At 52.0% G+C, this 17,557-nt stretch carries 11 protein-coding genes; 3 read left to right on the plus strand and 8 right to left on the minus strand.

From position 1 onward, the window contains the following. Window positions 1-3 precede the first annotated feature (3 nt). On the minus strand, window positions 4-678 hold the full coding sequence (locus ACYVAD_RS00135) for a response regulator transcription factor (protein ID WP_461137440.1): 675 nt from the start codon (window positions 676-678) through the stop codon (window positions 4-6). A gap of 359 nt (window positions 679-1,037) precedes the next feature. On the opposite strand from ACYVAD_RS00135, the gene ACYVAD_RS00140 reads away from it, so the two are divergent. Together ACYVAD_RS00140 and ACYVAD_RS00145 are read left to right on the plus strand one after the other, a co-directional pair. Next, window positions 1,038-2,012, plus strand: coding sequence for a sugar phosphate isomerase/epimerase family protein (locus ACYVAD_RS00140; protein WP_461137441.1), 975 nt, complete (start codon window positions 1,038-1,040; stop codon window positions 2,010-2,012). 7 nt (window positions 2,013-2,019) lie between these two features. Beyond that, window positions 2,020-4,941, plus strand: a complete 2,922-nt coding sequence (locus tag ACYVAD_RS00145; RefSeq protein WP_461137442.1) for a PQQ-dependent sugar dehydrogenase — start codon at window positions 2,020-2,022, stop codon at window positions 4,939-4,941. An 83-nt stretch (window positions 4,942-5,024) separates the two neighbouring features. Here the strand turns inward: ACYVAD_RS00145 and ACYVAD_RS00150 are convergent, their stop codons facing one another. Next, on the minus strand, window positions 5,025-5,426 hold the full coding sequence (locus tag ACYVAD_RS00150) for a VOC family protein (protein ID WP_461137443.1): 402 nt from the start codon (window positions 5,424-5,426) through the stop codon (window positions 5,025-5,027). 36 nt (window positions 5,427-5,462) lie between these two features. Continuing rightward, on the minus strand, window positions 5,463-5,900 hold the full coding sequence (locus tag ACYVAD_RS00155) for a DoxX family protein (RefSeq protein WP_461137444.1): 438 nt from the start codon (window positions 5,898-5,900) through the stop codon (window positions 5,463-5,465). Window positions 5,901-6,070: 170 nt separating this feature from the next. Here ACYVAD_RS00155 and ACYVAD_RS00160 point away from each other — a divergent pair, with 170 nt between their 5' ends. Further along, window positions 6,071-7,051 (plus strand): GlxA family transcriptional regulator, encoded by a 981-nt coding sequence (locus tag ACYVAD_RS00160; RefSeq protein WP_461137445.1) that lies wholly within the window; start codon window positions 6,071-6,073, stop codon window positions 7,049-7,051. 99 nt (window positions 7,052-7,150) lie between these two features. Here the strand turns inward: ACYVAD_RS00160 and ACYVAD_RS00165 are convergent, their stop codons facing one another. The 5 genes from ACYVAD_RS00165 to alaS form a co-directional block, all read right to left on the minus strand. Then, window positions 7,151-8,800: a RagB/SusD family nutrient uptake outer membrane protein gene (locus ACYVAD_RS00165; RefSeq protein ID WP_461137446.1), complete on the minus strand. Its 1,650-nt coding sequence runs from the start codon at window positions 8,798-8,800 to the stop codon at window positions 7,151-7,153. A 27-nt stretch (window positions 8,801-8,827) separates the two neighbouring features. Further along, on the minus strand, window positions 8,828-12,019 hold the full coding sequence (locus tag ACYVAD_RS00170; protein ID WP_461137447.1) for a SusC/RagA family TonB-linked outer membrane protein: 3,192 nt from the start codon (window positions 12,017-12,019) through the stop codon (window positions 8,828-8,830). Window positions 12,020-12,608: 589 nt separating this feature from the next. Continuing rightward, the gene (locus tag ACYVAD_RS00175; protein WP_461137448.1) at window positions 12,609-13,478 is read right to left on the minus strand and encodes a tryptophan-rich sensory protein; all 870 of its coding nucleotides are present in this window, start codon (window positions 13,476-13,478) and stop codon (window positions 12,609-12,611) included. Window positions 13,479-13,828: 350 nt separating this feature from the next. After that, window positions 13,829-14,488 carry a MarR family winged helix-turn-helix transcriptional regulator gene (locus ACYVAD_RS00180; protein WP_461137449.1) on the minus strand — a complete coding sequence of 220 codons (660 nt, stop codon included), beginning with the start codon at window positions 14,486-14,488 and terminating at the stop codon, window positions 13,829-13,831. A 312-nt stretch (window positions 14,489-14,800) separates the two neighbouring features. Then, window positions 14,801-17,464 carry an alanine--tRNA ligase gene (gene alaS / locus ACYVAD_RS00185; protein WP_461137450.1) on the minus strand — a complete coding sequence of 888 codons (2,664 nt, stop codon included), beginning with the start codon at window positions 17,462-17,464 and terminating at the stop codon, window positions 14,801-14,803. Window positions 17,465-17,557 lie beyond the last annotated feature (93 nt).

A 17,557-nucleotide genomic window follows, 5' to 3' on the forward strand; every position in this document is an offset into this window, starting at 1 on the left:
CGATCAATCTTCGCGGAGTACGTAACCCATCCCCACAATGGTATGGAGCAGTTTAGGCGAAAAATCTTTGTCGATTTTTTTTCGCAAATAGCTGATGTAGACGTCGATGATGTTGGTATTGTTATCAAAATTCAGGCTCCAGACCCGTTCGCTGATATCGACCCGCGAAATAATCTTGCCTTTGTTTAGCATCAGGTATTCGATCAGCGCATATTCGCGAGTCGTCAGATCGATTCGCTTGCCAGCCCTCGTTACGGTCTTAGCGTCCAGATTCAGCTCCAGATCAGCCAGTTGAAGGATCTGTTTCTGCTGCCGGGAACCGTTCCGACGGGTCAGCGCCCTGAGCCGCAACAGTAATTCCTGAAACTCGAACGGTTTGGCCAGGTAATCATCGGCTCCCGCGTTAAATCCGTCTGATTTGTCGGCCAGGCTATCTAGCGCGGTGAGCATCAGGACGGGGATGGATTCGTTCTCCTCCCGAATCAACCGGCACAGGTCAAACCCGTTGATGTGTGGAAGGTTAACGTCCAGAATGATGATGTCGTAGCTGTTTCGGCGAAATAGTGATAGGCCGGTACGTCCGTCGAAAGCCACGTCCACTTCGTAGCCTTCCGCCGATATACCTTTCCGAATAAAGGAAGCCAACCGCTCTTCGTCTTCAACTAAAAGGACTTTCATGAAACTGCTATGGATTGGTTCAAGCCTTCCGCCGACTTCCTGTTCGCCGTTGCCTGGTGAGCAAAGATACGTAAGATTCCTTTCCTGGTCTGGCCACCGGGGGCGGGGCTGAGTCCTTACGTGTATACAACGTCTCCTAACCAGTTTCTCCTATGGTGGTTCCTGACATTAACCCCCACACCCTATTTTACTCCTTGACTATCGCCGTATTACCGCTCGGTTAATCGGTTGAAATCGGGAATCTGTCGGTATTCCTCTTGTATCCATCTATTTCGTTTTTACTATTGATTATTGGGTAGTTGCTTTAAGGATAGGTTCAGATCAATGAACCCGTTTCTAAACGGCTTACCATCCTTTACATGACGAATCGACGCCACTTTATCCGGCAGGCTGCCGCCTTAACGTTGGGCGGCTTTGCCCTACCCCAGCTTATCAACGCGGAAGGCTTATCTTCGCTGGCACCCTATCCGATTGGCATTCAATTATTCACCTTATTCGGCGCGATGAATGAAGATCCGAAGGGAACCCTTCAGAAGGTGGCCGCTGCGGGCTACAAGGAAGTAGAATCAGCCTTTAGCTTACGGCCGGGCAAGAATTACTACGGCTACTCAGTCAACGAATTTAAAGCGCTGGTCGAAGATATGGGTATGAAATGGCGGGCCCACCACGCGGGGGGCGCTCCCTTCCGGCCCCGTCCGGCAGCCACCCCACCCGCGGGCGGACCACCTACCGGCGGAGGGCAGCAACCAGCCCGGCCAGACATGGATTTTTCTAAAATGCCGCCCATGCTCAACCTCCGCGACAACTACCAGCAGTTAGTCGATCAGGCAGCCGAGGGCGGGCTGTCGTATCTGGTCTGCGCCAGTACGCCTGTTGGCACTATGGACGAGATCAGCAAATCCATTGAGGTATTCCAGAAAACCGGTGAAGCCTGCAAAAAAGCGGGTATTGGTTTCGCCTACCACAACCACGCGACTGAATTCGACGCAGTCGAAGGGAGTAATAAAACACCTTATGAACTGATCCTGTCGCAAACGGACAAAGACCTGGTGAAGATGGAGTTGGATCTGGCTTGGGCCGTCAAGGCGGGTAAAGACCCTGTTGCCTTGTTCAATGAGCAGCCGGGCCGCTTCCCGCTCTGGCACGTAAAAGACATCAAGGATGATAAAAAGACCATTACTGAAGTGGGAAACGGTGTTGTCGATTTCAAAAAAGCCTTCGCGGCCGCAAAAACGGCGGGCCTGAAGTATTTCTTCGTCGAGCAGGACATGGCCGCTAACCCCATCGACAGCATCACAACGAGCTACAAGAACCTGAATAAAATACTGGCCTAACCTGAGTATGAACAATAACTATTACGTGCCCCGCAGCTGGTCTGCTCGTTGGCGTACCGCCTTTTCGCTGGGTGCATCAACTCTGTTGCTTACCGGCTTAGCCTCGTTTATGGTGCAGGACGACTCCGGCAAACCTGACGAAACCCGTTTTACGCCCGTTGTTGTGGCCGAAGATCTGGACGAGCCGATGGTGTTTGAGGTCGCCAAAGACGGTACAGCGTACATCATTGAGCGAAAAGGTGGTATAAAAAAATACGACCCGACCACGCAGACGGTCAGTCTCATTGGTACGATCCCGGTCAATACGAAGTACACATCCAAGGAGGGCAAGGTGTCAGAAGCCGAAGAGGGACTGATGGGTTTGTCACTTGACCCGAACTTCGAGCAGAATCACTGGGTGTATCTCTACTACGCGCATCCCACCGAGAAGAAACACCTGCTCACCCGCTGGGAATTGCGCGACGATAAACTGATGGAAGCCTCCCAGAAAGTTGTGCTGGAGGTACCGACGCAACGCGAAGTGTGCTGCCACACGGGGGGCGGTATGGTTTGGGACCGGACCGGGAATTTGTACCTAACCGTTGGCAACAATACCGGCAACCAACAGGCTGCCCAGACTGACGAACGGGAAGGCCGTAGCAGTTGGGACGATCAGGGCCACGCGGGGAATACCAACGACCTGCGCGGAAAAATCCTGCGTATCCACCCCGAAGCCAACGGTAGCTACACCATTCCGGAGGGTAATCTGTTTCCCAAAGGCACGGATAAGACCCGGCCGGAGATCTATTCGATGGGACATCGGAATCCCTGGCGTATCAGTATCGACAGCCAGACCGGCTACCTGTACTGGGGTGAGGTTGGCCCCGACGCGACCAACGACTCCGAGATTGGTCCGCGCGGGTACGACGAGCTGAATCAGGGACGTAAACCAGGTAATTTCGGCTGGCCCTGGTTTGTGGGAAACCGACAGGCGTTTCCGGTATACGACTACGCAGCCCAGAAGCCACTGGCCAAAAAAGACCCGGACAAAACCATCAATTCATCCCGCAATAACACTGGCCTGACCGAGTTGCCCCCCGTCGCGCCTTCGTTTGTCTACTATCCATACGGGACCTCGGAAGAGTTTCCGATGGTGGGCACCGGCTCGCGGTCGGCAACGGGTGGACCAGTCTACCACCAGACTGACTTCAACGGAGCGAAACGCCCGTGGCCTGCCTACTACGAAGGTAAATGGTTGGCGACTGATTTCTCGCGGGGCTGGATCATGGCCATTTCGATGGACGCTGACGGTAACTACAAGAGCATGGAACGCATTCTGCCCAGCTACCACCCCGTCGAGCCAATCGATATGAAGTTTGGACCCGATGGCGACATGTATGTGCTGGAGTATGGCAGCAACTGGTTCCGTAAAAGTGATAATGCCCGGCTGGTGCGTATCGAATATAACGGCGGCAACCGAAAACCGCTGGTGCAGGCTTCAGCCAGTAAAAAAGGCGGCAACGTTCCCCTCCAACTGAACCTATCCGCCGATGGTAGCAAGGATTTCGACGGCGATGCCCTGACCTATCAGTGGACAATTACGTCGCCCGGTCTGGCTCCTCGCAAGCTAACTGGTATGGCCCCTGCCGTTACGTTCGACAAAGCGGGTGTTTACACGGCCCGGCTAACCGTCACCGATTCGCACGGAGCGGCTAATAGCCAATCGGTCCGAATTATTGCCGGTAACGAAGCTCCAGCCGTAGCACTCAACCTGGGCAGTAATCGCACGTTCTTCTTCCCGGATCAGCCCATTCAGTACGCGGTCAATGTTTCCGATAAGGAAGATGGCAGTCTGGCGGAATCGGGCGCGTCAGCGAGCAAGGCAACAGCCGGCAAGATCAGCCCGGCGCGGGTGGCAATGAGTATCGATTATACCTCGGAAGGTTTCGATTACGCCGAAGTAATGCAGGCGCAACGGAGCGTCGATGCCTCAACACAATACGCAGTGGCGCAGTCGATCATCAACCAGAGCGACTGCAAAGTGTGCCATCAGATCGCCACCAAATCCGTTGGACCAGCCTTCACGGCGGTGGCGGCTAAATACCGGGGGGATGCCAGCGCCGTTACCCGACTGGTTACTAAAATTCGGCAAGGGGGCGTCGGCACCTGGGGAGACGTAGCGATGCCGGGTCACCCCGCTATGCCAATAGCGGATGTGCAGACGCTGGTTCATTACATCCTTAACATTGACCAGAAGACGCTCAGCAGTTTGCCCCTGCAAGGGGCCTACGCCGTTAAACTGCCCGAGGGCGATAATGGAAAAGGCTCTGTGTTGATTCGTGCGGCTTATACCGACCGGGGCGGGCTCCCTAAAGGCGCGAAACCAGTTCCCTCGCAAACGTCGGAGCAGATGATCGTGTTGCGGAGTCCTCAGGTCAACGTAACAACCGCACCCATCAAACAGGGGGTCGACGTAAAAAGCGACCGGGCCGAAAAAATCATGGCCTACGCAAATAGCTACCTGGGCTTCCGGCAGTTCGACTTAACCTCGATTAAACGTCTCCAGTTAGACGCCACCGCACAACGGCGGGAAGGCAGTACGGGCGGCACCATCGAAATTCGGCTCGACTCCCCCACGGGGCCAGTCATTGCCGAAAAAGTTATTGAGCTGGCTCCGGAAGTAGACATGGCTAAACTAATGGCTCAGATGGAGTCTGGTAACAATGCCAAACCTGCCAGTGCTAGTGCTAATGCGGGCACGACGCCAAGTGCAGCTGGCGGCAAAGCCCCTGCTCCGGCGAATCCCTTTGCTCGCCCACCGGTCTTTTTGACCCTGAAACCAACCGACGGAGTCCACGATCTGTATGTGGTATTCAAAAACGATCAGGCCAAGCCCATTCAGCCGCTTATGTCGCTGGGGAACATCAAGTTTTTGAACAGCGACAAGTAGGCTCGCTCATTACGTACTATTCTTTACTAACTCGGCCCGACGAACGTTCGTCGGGCCGAGTTAGTAAAGCTTGTTTCAATGCCCTACTGAACAGCCGCCGGGTCCATCCACATCGTTTCCCAGAGGTGGCCGTCCAGGTCCTGGAAGCCATGTCCATACATGAACTCCTGATCGATGGGTTCTTTAATGATAGTAGCCCCGGCCTCAACGGCCTTCCTGACCAGCGTATCAACCTCCTCCCGACTTTCGGCCGCCAAACTCACGATGACTTCCGTGCTTTTAGTCGCATCCGCAAGGTCCTTGTTGGTAAACGTTTTGAAGAATTCCTCGACCAGCAGCATTACGTAAATCGTGTCACTGATCACCATGCAGGTCGCCTTCTCGTCCGTAAACTGCGCGTTGAACGTGTAACCAAGTTTTGTAAAAAACTCGACCGATCTGTTCAGGTCTTTAACGGGCAGGTTTACAAAAATCATTTTAGCCATAGCTACTTGTTGTTTAACGGGTTACGTAGTAAAGGATTATGAATTTGCTAGGAAGCGCTGCGCATACTTTGTCCAGAAAAAATACTGGATAAATAGTAACACAAGCATGAACAGGGGCGGCAGCAACGTAGTCCGGTCGTCGCTCACAAACGCCCAGGATGCCATAGCTCCGATGAAGTTGATTGTGAAACCGGCAAACGCCCACTCTTTGATCGTTCGAAACCAGGGTTGCAGCAGGGCAACGACACCCAGAATTTTAGCACTCCCCACAATGGTCAGTATGTAAACTGGGTAGCCTAGCTGTCGCATGACCTGCTGACCAGTTTCTTCACGAACAAGGCCCGCAATGCCGTCCATCAGCATCGCCAGCGAAAAGAGAATCGTCAGGCTCCAGTAGACGATTTTAATAGTCCGGGGTTTCATACCGATCTGCTGATGTACCTGTTCCATTGACATTCCTACACTCGTTTCCATAGTAAATAGGGGGTTGAACGTTAGTAAATAAGCCAGTCTTGCCTACGCAGCGGACTGTTACTTTCGCATTATCTACCTGACAAAATTGGGTATTTTTCGAGCAGTAAAACGGGGGGGATTGCGACCTTTTCCGGGTGGTTTGCGACAGTCAATTTATCTACTTTTACCCGATGAAACACGTATCGATTCTGGTACCGCAAGGAGTCGTTTTAGGGAGCGTTGAAGGCCCACGCCAGGTACTCACGGAGGTCAACAAGTATCTCATAAGCGTTGGTAAGTCCGCCCTATTCAAGGTCCAGTTAGTTGGCTTAACCAACGCCGTACCAGCCGCTGGCGGCAGATACACTGTGTTTACCGACGCGCTGACAAGCGACGTCCAGCAGACCGATCTGATCATTATTCCGGCGCTGGACGGCGACCTTCAAGCAAGCATCGAAACCAATCAGGCGTTTCTTCCCTGGATCATCAACCACCACCAGCAGGGGGCCGAAGTGGGTAGTCTTTGTGTTGGAGCGTTTCTGCTCGCGTCGACGGGTTTGCTGAACGGTCGGCAGTGCGCTACCCATTGGATGGCGGCCCATCAATTCCGAAGTTTATTTCCAGCGGTGCAGTTGGTTGAAGATCGGATCATCACCGACGAGCAGGGTCTATACTCCAGCGGGGGCGCTTTCTCCTACCTGAATCTAATTCTATATCTGATCGAAAAATACGCAGGTCGACAGGTTGCGGTGTTTATGTCGAAAGCGTTCCAGATTGAGATTGACCGTAACAGCCAATCGCCGTTTATCATCTTTCACGGCCAGAAAGATCATGGCGACGAGGCCATTCGCCAAGCGCAGGAACACATCGAAAAGAACATTGAGGAACGGATTACCGTCGATCAGCTGGCCGATCTATTTGCCATTGGCCGCCGGAATCTGGAACGGCGCTTCAAGAAAGCTACCTCAAACTCGGTGGTGGAGTACATCCAGCGTGTAAAGATCGAAGCGGCTAAAATGCAGCTGGAATCATCTCGTGAGAACATCAACGAAGTGATGTACAGCGTGGGCTACACTGACCCCAAAGCCTTCCGTAGTACGTTCAAACGCATTACGGGTCTGTCGCCCATTGAGTACCGGCAGAAATATAACCGCGAAGTGTTGATCGCCTGATTTCCTTACTATTTTTTGTCAAAAGAAACACCCGGTCCGCAGCGAAACGCTGTCCAGACCGGGTGTTTACTTAGCTGCACAATAACTACTCTACCAAGCTTACTGCTTCGGGTTCTTTGTTGGCGCGCTGCCAGCCGCTGGCGGGTTATAGGCGATCTCGTTATCCGGTACATCCCAGTAATCCAAGAAACCATACGTAATGGTTGCGTTCCGGCTAACAGCCCCGGTCCGGCTCAGCGCCACGGCCCCTTTCCGGCCATTTTCCAGGACGCCCCAGCGACGTGCATCATAGAACGACAGCGCCCGGAACAAAAGACCCACCCGCCGTTCACGACGAAGTTCTTCTTTGGCTTGATCCAGCGAAAGGTTCGCCCCGGCAACAGCGGTCAAACCAGCGCCCTGGTACTTACGCACCTCGTCGATTAGTGCCAGGCCATCTTCAGTTTTACCGGTGTACAGCAGCGCTTCGGCTTTCATCAACTGGTTTTCTTCGTACGAACTAGCCAAGTACAGTTCATAGCCGCCCGCGTTCGTATTAGAATACGTAATAACCGGCAAACTACCTTCTGAGCCGGCGTTGCCCCGGTTGATGAGTTCATACCGCGTGAAGAAGGCATTTCCTCGCGATGGCTCACCGATGTAGGGCGAAGTCCGTTGTTTGAAGTTATTCGTAAAACGCAGGTCGCCCGTCTTAAACTCCTGAATCAAACGCTCGGATATTTTATACGTGTTCGTGGGACCCGTCGTTTTTCCCGATACGGTTCCGGTAGTTGGCGACAGAAAGTCGCCGGTTGCGTTCGAACGCCCCGTAAACACCAGGTCAGACGAGGTAATACCCGAGTTGGTCAGCGTCAGGATACTGGCCCACTGTGCTGCGGTCATGTCGCTCAGGCGGGTGTTCACCAAAATGCTCCGGGCTTTCATCGTATTGATGTTCCGCGTCCACATGGCAGGCGTCAGGACACCCCCTTTACCGGTCCGGTTAAAGCTTGGAATCAGCCCCTGCATGGTCGTGATGTAATCGGCGCTGGCGCTCAGACTACTCAGCGCCGTGATGGCCGCGTCAAAGTTCTTGTTGGACTCGGTGATGATGGCTTCTTTCGTTACGTAGTTACCATTGGTACCGTTCAACATCTCGCCATTTGCCTTGTCGTTGATGATACCCGCGTAGTATATCGAGCCGATCCGGGCGTAAGCGTATCCTTTCCACCAGTACGCCCACGCTTTCAGCACATTTTTCTTCGTTTCAGCTTCGCCCGAGAACGTAACGCCGTCGATGTTAGCCAGCAACGTATTGGCCGCGTTGTTCATGTTGTACATGTACGCCCATTCGTAATACGTCGAGTTCTGGAAACCCGTCGAGTTCACATTAGCCGTAATGCGCAGGAAATCGATCTGTTTATTCGGCGAGTTGGGATTTAGTACGATGGTACCATCGTCGAGCGTAATCTGATTGGGCGCGCCAATCTGATTAATGAAGACGTTGGCGATATCAGTTCCGATGACGTCACCCATCAGTTCATGGTTACCAATAGCCCCCGACCAGAAATAACCCGGAACCCCATCGTAGTATTTCACATCCCGGAAGCCCGTGATATAAAATCCTTCGCCGAAGGAAATCAGTCCCGATTCTGTTTTTAAGGCTGGCGACGATGGCTGGTTCGGGTTCTGCACATCCAGCTGCTCTTTGCAGGATGCCAGCAACCCGGTCAGTGCCAGCGCGAATGCATATATTTTTAGCGTATTCATTCGATCAATTTTTTGTAACGAGTTTCCTTAAAATCCAATGTTCAGCGTAGCCTGATACGACTTGAAGTTCGGCATCGTGCTGTGATCCGTTCCCCGGTCCCAGGCCGAGTTCGACGTACCCGAGCTGATTTCCGGATCGAAACCGGTATACTTGGTCAGCGTCCAGAGGTTACGTCCCGACAGCACCAGTTGCAGCCGCTTTACGCCCGGAATGGTGAACAGCTTGCCAAAATCGAGACCGACCGCGATGTTCCGCAGGCGAACGAACGAAGCATCTTCGTAGAAGTAATCTTTCGTTCCGTTGGCCGTCCGCTGGGCGTAAATCCCACGGTAGAAAGCCGTCCAGGCCCCCGTCTGCCCGTCGATCGTGAACGGGTTTGTGTAGTCGCTGTGAATACCATCGCGGTACATCCACTCTTTCGTCTGATTGTACAGGTGGCTGCCATATACCCAGTCGAACTGCACGTTGAACGTCAGGAAATTTTTGTAGCTCAGGTCGTTGATGAACGACATATTGAACTTCGGATTTGGATCACCGAAGCTATATTTCTCCGCCGTGAAATACGGCTGCTTGGTTGCCTTGTTGACGACAAAGCCGTTGCTGGCCACGGTATACGCTTCCTGCTGGGCTGCCGGGATAAAGAAGTTGCCGTTCTGATCCCGGGCGTCAACGCTGCCAATGGTTTTATACCCGTACAACTGACCAATTTTTTCGCCAGCTTTCAGGACGTAGTTGGTGCTACCCGCGTTCGAAGTAACGATGATCGGCGCTCCACCCCGAACCGCTAGAATTTTCGATGACTGTTTGCCAAAGTTGACCGTCGTGTTCCATTTGAACGCCGTACCATTATAGACCGTTGAATTCAACGACATCTGCAGGCCGTTCGAACCCAGCGTAAAGGCGTTGTCCGTCAGCTTACCCAGCCCGATCGACGGCGCTACGTCGACCTGATAAATGGCGTCTTTGGTTTTCCGATTCCAGTACGTAGCCGATAACGCAATGGCGTTTAGCCAGCTCGATCCTTTGAAGAGGCTGAATACCATGTCGGTCCCCAGTTCTAATTCTTCCGACACTTCTACTCCCAGTGCGGGGTTCGGCTGCTGGTTGGCGTAATAAAACGCCGTCGTGTTGCCGACCGTTGTTGGCGTGATCGTTACGTACCGGTCGAACGGCTGGGGCTGAATACCCGCCTGTCCGTAGGCCGCCCGCAGTTTCAGTTCCGGCAGGAAGTTATTAACCGTGCTGTTTCCCCAGAATCCCAGCGACGACAGGCGCAGGTACGCATCCCCACGTGGGAACGTAAAGGGTTTGGATCCCCCACCGAAGGCCGAGGAGAAATCACTCCGGAAACCGCCCGAAATACCAACGAAATCACCGTACTCGAGTCGTTGGTTAACCAAATACCCATACGTGATGAATGGCTCCGTATAGTCCCGGTAGATCCGCCAAGACGATGCGTTCGTTGCGTTATAGGGCGCGAACGCGGAGGGCAAACCAAGGGCTACGTTCGTGTATTCTTTGTTTTTACTATTCCGATAATCAAATGCAACCTGGGTCACCGATTTGATCGGCAGACGTGACGCAAAGTCTTCTTTCAGATCAAAAACTGCCGTAGCCGTGGCGATGAAGTTCTGGAACACTTTGCTGTTCGCGTACTTCGTCAGATCACCGTTGGCATTTGTGTTGTAATTGGAAATATAATTGACCGTTCCCTGCGATAACCAGTACTTGATGTTTGCGTTGTTCGATTGGTTCGCGTACTGCAAATCCTGATTCTGGGTCTGAAAGTTCAGGCCGTATTTGGCATCCAGTTCGACAAACTTGGGAAATTTGTAATTCAGGTTCAGGTTCTGAATAATGTCAACTTTGTTGTCATTGTTCCGGGTGTATGCCTGCCGGTACGACGGATTCGACGCGTTGATACCGATCGTCTGGTTCATGTTCAGCGGAATAGAACCATCAGTCGTCGTCAGCGAGAAATCAGCCAGCGGATACGCATTCAGCATATTATACAGAATCGTCCGATCGCTGGATTTCAGCGTACTTTTTGTGTAGGCTAACTGCGTGATCGAACGCAGCGACAAGCCTCTGGCCAGCTGCGCGCCGATGTTCGCCGAGAGGTTGCTCCGATCCCAGTAACCATTGTTGATGATGTTACTTTCCTGGTGGCTATTCGATACCGAAATACCAAAGTCGGCCTTCTGGTTGCCACCCGAGATAGCGATGCTATTGTTGATCGTATTCGCAGGCTTGAAGAAGTAGGCGAAATGGTCGTGATATTGTAGGTTGGCATCGTACGCCTTGCTGTTCGTCGCCGTTGGATCGGTCGAGTTGTATTGTACGTTTTCCGTATAGAACCCGTTCGTCGCATCGAACGTAATAGGCCGTCCCGACGAGCCAATGATGTTATTATTGGCATCGGTCGCGAAAGCGTGGAGTTTCGCTTTGCTCAGGCCGCCCACGTTCAGGTAGGTGTTCTGCGCGATGCTGGACGATATATCGATGTTCAGCTGACCGTTCTTACCTTTTTTGGTGAACAACTGAATAACACCGTTGGCCCCCTGCGCGCCGTAGATCGTAGCGGCAGCCGCCCCCTGTACGACCTCAACGCGCTCAATGGCGTTCAGATCGATGGTTTGCAGGCTGGTGGCTCCCATCTGGATACCATCGATCAGGATCATGGGCTGCGTCCCCCGGTTGATGGTGTTGATACCACGTAACAGAATATTTACGTCAGCTCCCGGCGTACCACCCCGGCTGGTGATCTGCGCCCCCGGAATTTTACCGATCAACGCCTGATCGACTGATGCTGATGGCGTTTGTGGCAGATCTTTAGCCGAAACGGATTCGACCGAGATTGCAATTTTCCGTTTATCCGTTGCTACCCCGACCCCGGTGACAACGACTTCAGAAAGCTGTTTGGTATCTGACCCCAGTTTTACGTCTATCACGGAACTCCCTCCTAGCTCGACCTCTTTCGTCAGCATCCCGATAAACGAAAACACCAGGTTTCCCCTTGTTGGTGCTGCCAGCGAGTAGGCACCATTGGCATCCGTAACTGCTCCTGTCGTTGTTCCTTTTACAACGACCGATACGCCCGGTAGCGGATTACCATCTTCAGCAGACGTTACCTTCCCGGTAACGGTCCGTCCCTGAGCCCAGCTTAATGCCCAGGTTGAGCAAACCAGAAATAAGCTCAACAGTAAACGTTTCGTCATATACAAGAAATTTAAACTACTTAGTCAAACAGGTTTAAACAAATGTATACCGATACCAACGCAACTCAAAGTTTTGATCAATATTTATAAAACAATATTTTATTTTGTTATATATAATTACATAAAATATTATATAATTATTATTTACAATTTCGAATTTATTTAAATAGTCAATTTTCAATCTGTTTATCGAAGTCGGCGCCATGATTTCCTCTACCCAATTCATTGGTCATGATACCTAGGCATGTCATAATCCTGGATACCCGTTCAAAGGCACCCTTACTGGCCAACTCGACAAAGCTTAGTCCCTGGCCCGACGCGAAACTGCTTCATCTGATGACTAGGAGGCAGGCGATAACAGACCTGATACCAGCCATTAAGTTTAAGTGATAACAGGGTACACGAACCGATTATCAACCGGACGACAGGGCCATCACCGCTTTCTTTTCCTCTGCGCAATCCTATCCGGACGGCCCACCCGTAACCAACAGGCAACTCCGGCAGGCCTACGAGAGCATTCAGCAGGTTATTAAACAGAAAGACAGGGCGTTAACGCCCTGTCTTTCCAGGAAACAGATCATGAAAAAGGCTACCGCAACTCACCGACCGGTTCGACTTCGGTTACGGCTGCTGCCTTATCCGCTTCGCCAGTTGTGTCATTTTCAGCAGGCGTAACCAGTAGGGCACTTTGGGCATCACGCACCCGCTTCGTGAATACGGCGGTCAGTATCAACGCCCAGGCCGCAGCCAATACCGCAACATCGTCGTTTTTGCCCCGTTGTTTTACCGCAATTCCCACAAAGGCGGTAATCAACGTAATGAGGTAGTAAGGATCGTTGAGCTGTTTGGAAACGAATATGCCCAATCCTCCCGTACCGGACAAAATAGCAACAGCCCAACGCCGGGCAACGGCCGTCGGGACCAGAACTCCCGCCTGTAACAGTAGATTAGACACGCTAACCACAGTAGCCGCGGTGAGCCAGCCGGTATACAGGCTGATCGACTTGCGAAGGGTATTTTCTGGCTCCGGTACTTCCGTCTTACCAATTTCCAGTTGCTGGTGCAGCGCCAGCGATGCAGGCAGCAAGGCAACGGTGGTCAGGCTGGCCCCTACCCGACTGCGAATGTCCTTGCGACTGAAGAAATAACCGAACAGGGCATTCAGCGTGTAATTGACAGCGAGCCACGGACGCGCCTTAGCGTAACGGGGATTGTTCTGCTGCGAAGGCAACGCCTGATGAACGGCCAAGCCCATCGTGCCGGTGTAGATAACCGGCCAGACCAGAGCGAACGTCGTATTAGCTGGCGTGGTCAGGTTTCGATCCAGCTCTTTCTGTTGCTCGTCGGCCAGGACAGCGCTGAACGATTTCCGACGTGGGCGACTCACGAAGTAGGTCCCTATAATGCTGGTGATAACGAATGTGGCAATGCCATATCGCTCTAACTGATTGTTTTTCATGACGATTGAACTAGTAACTTAACTCATTCACTAACGATTGAAAAAATAAATAACAGTCCGATTCGGCACACTGATTAAGCACCAGATCCGTGCTTAATCAGGCGCTGGTTTATATCAGGCGGAATCCTGACAGGATCAGGATAAAGTTTAAGTAGAGTTATTTTCTGCTCGCCCGGCGGGTGTAGATACCCATCAAGAATTGGCGACCAGCCCCCAGTGGCTACGGGCTGCTATCGGACCGATGAAGAATCGCATTCATGCTCATTGCAGATTGGTTTTATCTACAACAGCATACAATTCACATTGTTCAATAATGTACTACTTTTTACTATGTAATACTATTACGTACATTAACGTATTTTCATTTCCTGGATTAATGCATTTAGAGGACGGTCGCGCTGTTCCAGAAAAATTGGGTTATGAAACGTATGAAGCTTCTGGAGCAATCCTACCAGCACCATCTTCTCGGACAGGGTTAGTGTTCCGCCCATTAAAGCCGCAACCTGCCCCATAACGGGCCACATACTGTTCAAGAGCTGCTCCCCTTTTTCCGTCAGCTTTAGGCGTTTACTACGCTTGTCTACCTCATCCTTGTACTGTTCTACGAGGTTATTGGCGAGCAGACGCCGGATAATCTCAGTGCCGGTAGTTTTCTCCTGGATATTACGTTCAATGAGGTCGATTTTCGTCATCGGCTGATGCGCCCGTAGCGTAGCCAGGTACGTGAAATCATCGTAAGTGACCAAAGGTGTATTCTCAAGACCTTTCTTGGTATAAATGCGGGAGTACCGGTACAAGTACCCTATCAAAATGCCCAGCATGACATCCGGTGATTCGGCCGCGGTAGTCGTAGGTTCCTGGGGTTGCGGACGTTCAGCCACTACCTGCATAAGTTGTCCGTTCAGCCAAGTAACGAAGTTAAACAGCGTCTGCTGCTCAGCCTGAGGCTGTTCCTCTTCAAACGTTGCTACGTGGCTGATCAGATCCTGAATAAGCTGGTAGTTCTTCATAAATAGCTAGTTGCTGTCTCCGTTGATCAACAAAAGTACAAAATTGTACTACCTTATACAGACCACTCTACTAGCAATAGAATCAACAGCCGGCCCCCCCACCTGAGTGCTTTTTATTCGTTTCACCATCTAGCTATATAAGCCATTACCATTACATACCGATACGATATACGTTGGAGACAACTCTTTTCCCGTCTGGATCCGCGTATTCCAAAAAACAAATGAGAAACAAAAAAAACGTTTCTGAGTGAAATAAGACTTCACTCAGAAACGTAAACTTAGATGAATTGCAACGGCACTAAGTACCGTACACTACGCCAGTAACGCTTTCCCCTGCGCCAGGGCCGCATCCAGACCCGACGAATCAGAGCCGCCAGCAGTCGCGAAGAAAGGCTGTCCACCACCACCACCTTTGATATTTTTAGCCAGTTCTTTCACCACCTGACCAGCGTTAAGTTTTCGATCCTGAATCAGCGAATCAGGCAGCATCACGGCCAGTTGGGGTTTACCGCTGATATCGGCTCCCAGCACCAGCGCCAGGTTATCAACCTTCGCTTTCAGGTCAAACGCCAGTTGTTTCAGCGCATCGGCCGACGGCACGTCAACGCGCTCTACCAGGCGGGAATAACCCGATTCAGCCGTTTCTATTTTCGACAGCAACTGGTTTTTCACCTGCTGTACTTTCTCATTTTGTAATGTTTCCAGCTGCTTTTGCAGGGCAGTCCGCTCGGCCAGCAGATCCTGCACCGCTTTGACAACGTCCTTCGGTGCTTTCAGCACTTCTTTCAGTTCCGATACGATCGCCATCTGCTCGTTCACCAGCGTTTCGGCACCAAGTGCGGTTTTGGCCTCGACCCGACGAACGCCGGTTGACACCGACCCTTCACCCGTAAATTTGAACAGACCGATATGCCCCGTGCGATAAACGTGCGTTCCTCCGCAAAGCTCGACTGAGTAGTTAGGATCAAACGTAATGACACGAACAAAATCACCGTATTTCTCGCCGAACAGGGCTGTAGCGCCCATTTCCTTGGCCTGATCGATGGGGACGTTCCGTTTTTCGTCTAGCGGAATATCTTCCCGAATTTTCTCATTCACGATTCGTTCCACTTCGGCCAGTTGCTCGTCGGTCACTTTACTGAAATGCGAGAAGTCAAACCGCAGGGCATCGGGACCAACGTACGAACCTTTCTGGGCAACGTGCGTACCCAACACCTCACGCAGCGCCGATTGAAGCAGGTGGGTGGCCGAGTGGTTGCTGGCCGTCTGAGCCCGGCGAGCGGTGTTGATAACGGCATAAACTGATTCCGCTTCGGTCAGCAGGTCATCAATGCCCGTTACGTTCTGGACAATATGAATGACCAGATCATTTTCTTTCTTCGTGTCCAGCACCGTCAACGTACCGATCTGATCTGAACTTTTGAACAGTTCGAGTGTACCCGTGTCGCCCACCTGACCGCCGGACTCGGCGTAAAATGGCGTTTTGTCCAACACAACCTGAATCTGGGTCCCCTGCTTGTTCTGAATCTTACGATACTTGACAATCTGAGCGTATGCTTCGGGCTGATCGTAGCCAACGAACTGTACTTTATCATCCAGTTCGGCCAGTTCGATCCAGTCACCCGCCGACGAAGCCGCATCTTTCCGCGACCGGACTTTCTGCTCCTGTAAGGCTTTCTGAAATCCTTCTTCGTCAATCGACAGCCCTTTCTCGCGGGCGATCAACGCTGTCAGGTCAGCGGGGAAACCGAACGTGTCGTTCAGTTCAAACACCGTTTCTCCGGCGATCGACTCACTACCGCTAGCTTTCGTATCTGAAATGATCTGATCCAGACGACCCAATCCCGTTCCCAGCGTACGCAGGAACGCAATTTCCTCTTCCCGGATTACCGTCGCTACGAAATCGCGCTGGATATTCAGTTCGGGGAAAACATCGGCAAACTGTAGCGCCAAGGTCGGCACGAGTTTGGTCATGAACGGCTCGGTCATGCCCAGGTACGAATAGCCGTAACGAATGGCCCGGCGCAGAATCCGGCGGATTACGTAACCCGCTTTGCTGTTGCTCGGCACCAGTCCGTCGGCAATAGCGAACGACACGGCCCGGATATGGTCGGCAATCACACGCATCGCTACATCCTGCATCCCCGTTCCGGCCGAGTAATTCACGCTCGATAGTTCTTCGATGACGTTGATCGTACCCGAGAATACGTCGGTATCGTAGTTCGATTTTTTCTGCTGGATGGCCATGCACAACCGTTCAAAGCCCATACCCGTATCGACGTGGCGAGCTGGCAGCGGTTCCAGCGAACCGTCCGCTTTCCGGTTGAACTGCATGAACACCAGGTTCCAGATTTCAACAACCTGGGGATGATCAGCGTTGACAAGTTCCTTGCCAAGTTTCTCGGCTACCTCTTCGGGCGAGCGCAGGTCAACGTGGATTTCGGAGCAGGGACCACAGGGGCCCGTATCACCCATTTCCCAGAAGTTATCTTTCTTATTGCCGTAGATAATCCGGTCTTTTCCAACGATCGGCTCCCATAGATCGAAGGCTTCCTGATCAAATGGCACGTTATCCTTGGCGTCACCCTCAAAAACCGATACGTACAGTCGGTCTTTGGGAAGTTTATAGACCTCCGTCAGCAGTTCCCAGGCCCACTGAATGGCTTCTTTCTTAAAGTAATCACCAAACGACCAGTTGCCGAGCATCTCGAACATGGTGTGGTGATACGTATCGAAGCCAACGTCCTCCAGGTCATTGTGTTTACCCGATACCCGCAGGCATTTCTGGGTATCGGCAACGCGCTTTGAAGGGGGCGTACCATTGCCCAGAAAAAAGTCCTTGAACTGCGCCATACCCGAGTTGTTGAACATCAGCGTCGGGTCGTTTTTGGCGACGAGCGGAGCTGATGGCACAACCAGGTGTTGTTTCGAGCGGAAAAATTCAAGGAAATGACGGCGTATTTCGTGGGAAGTCATAGCAAACAAAACGAGCGTAGCGTTTCCTGGTTGTTAATGCATCAGTCAGCCAGAAACGACCGCTTAATAAACAAAATTAGTGTATCGCAAAAT

This window comes from Spirosoma pomorum, from assembly GCF_054776615.1.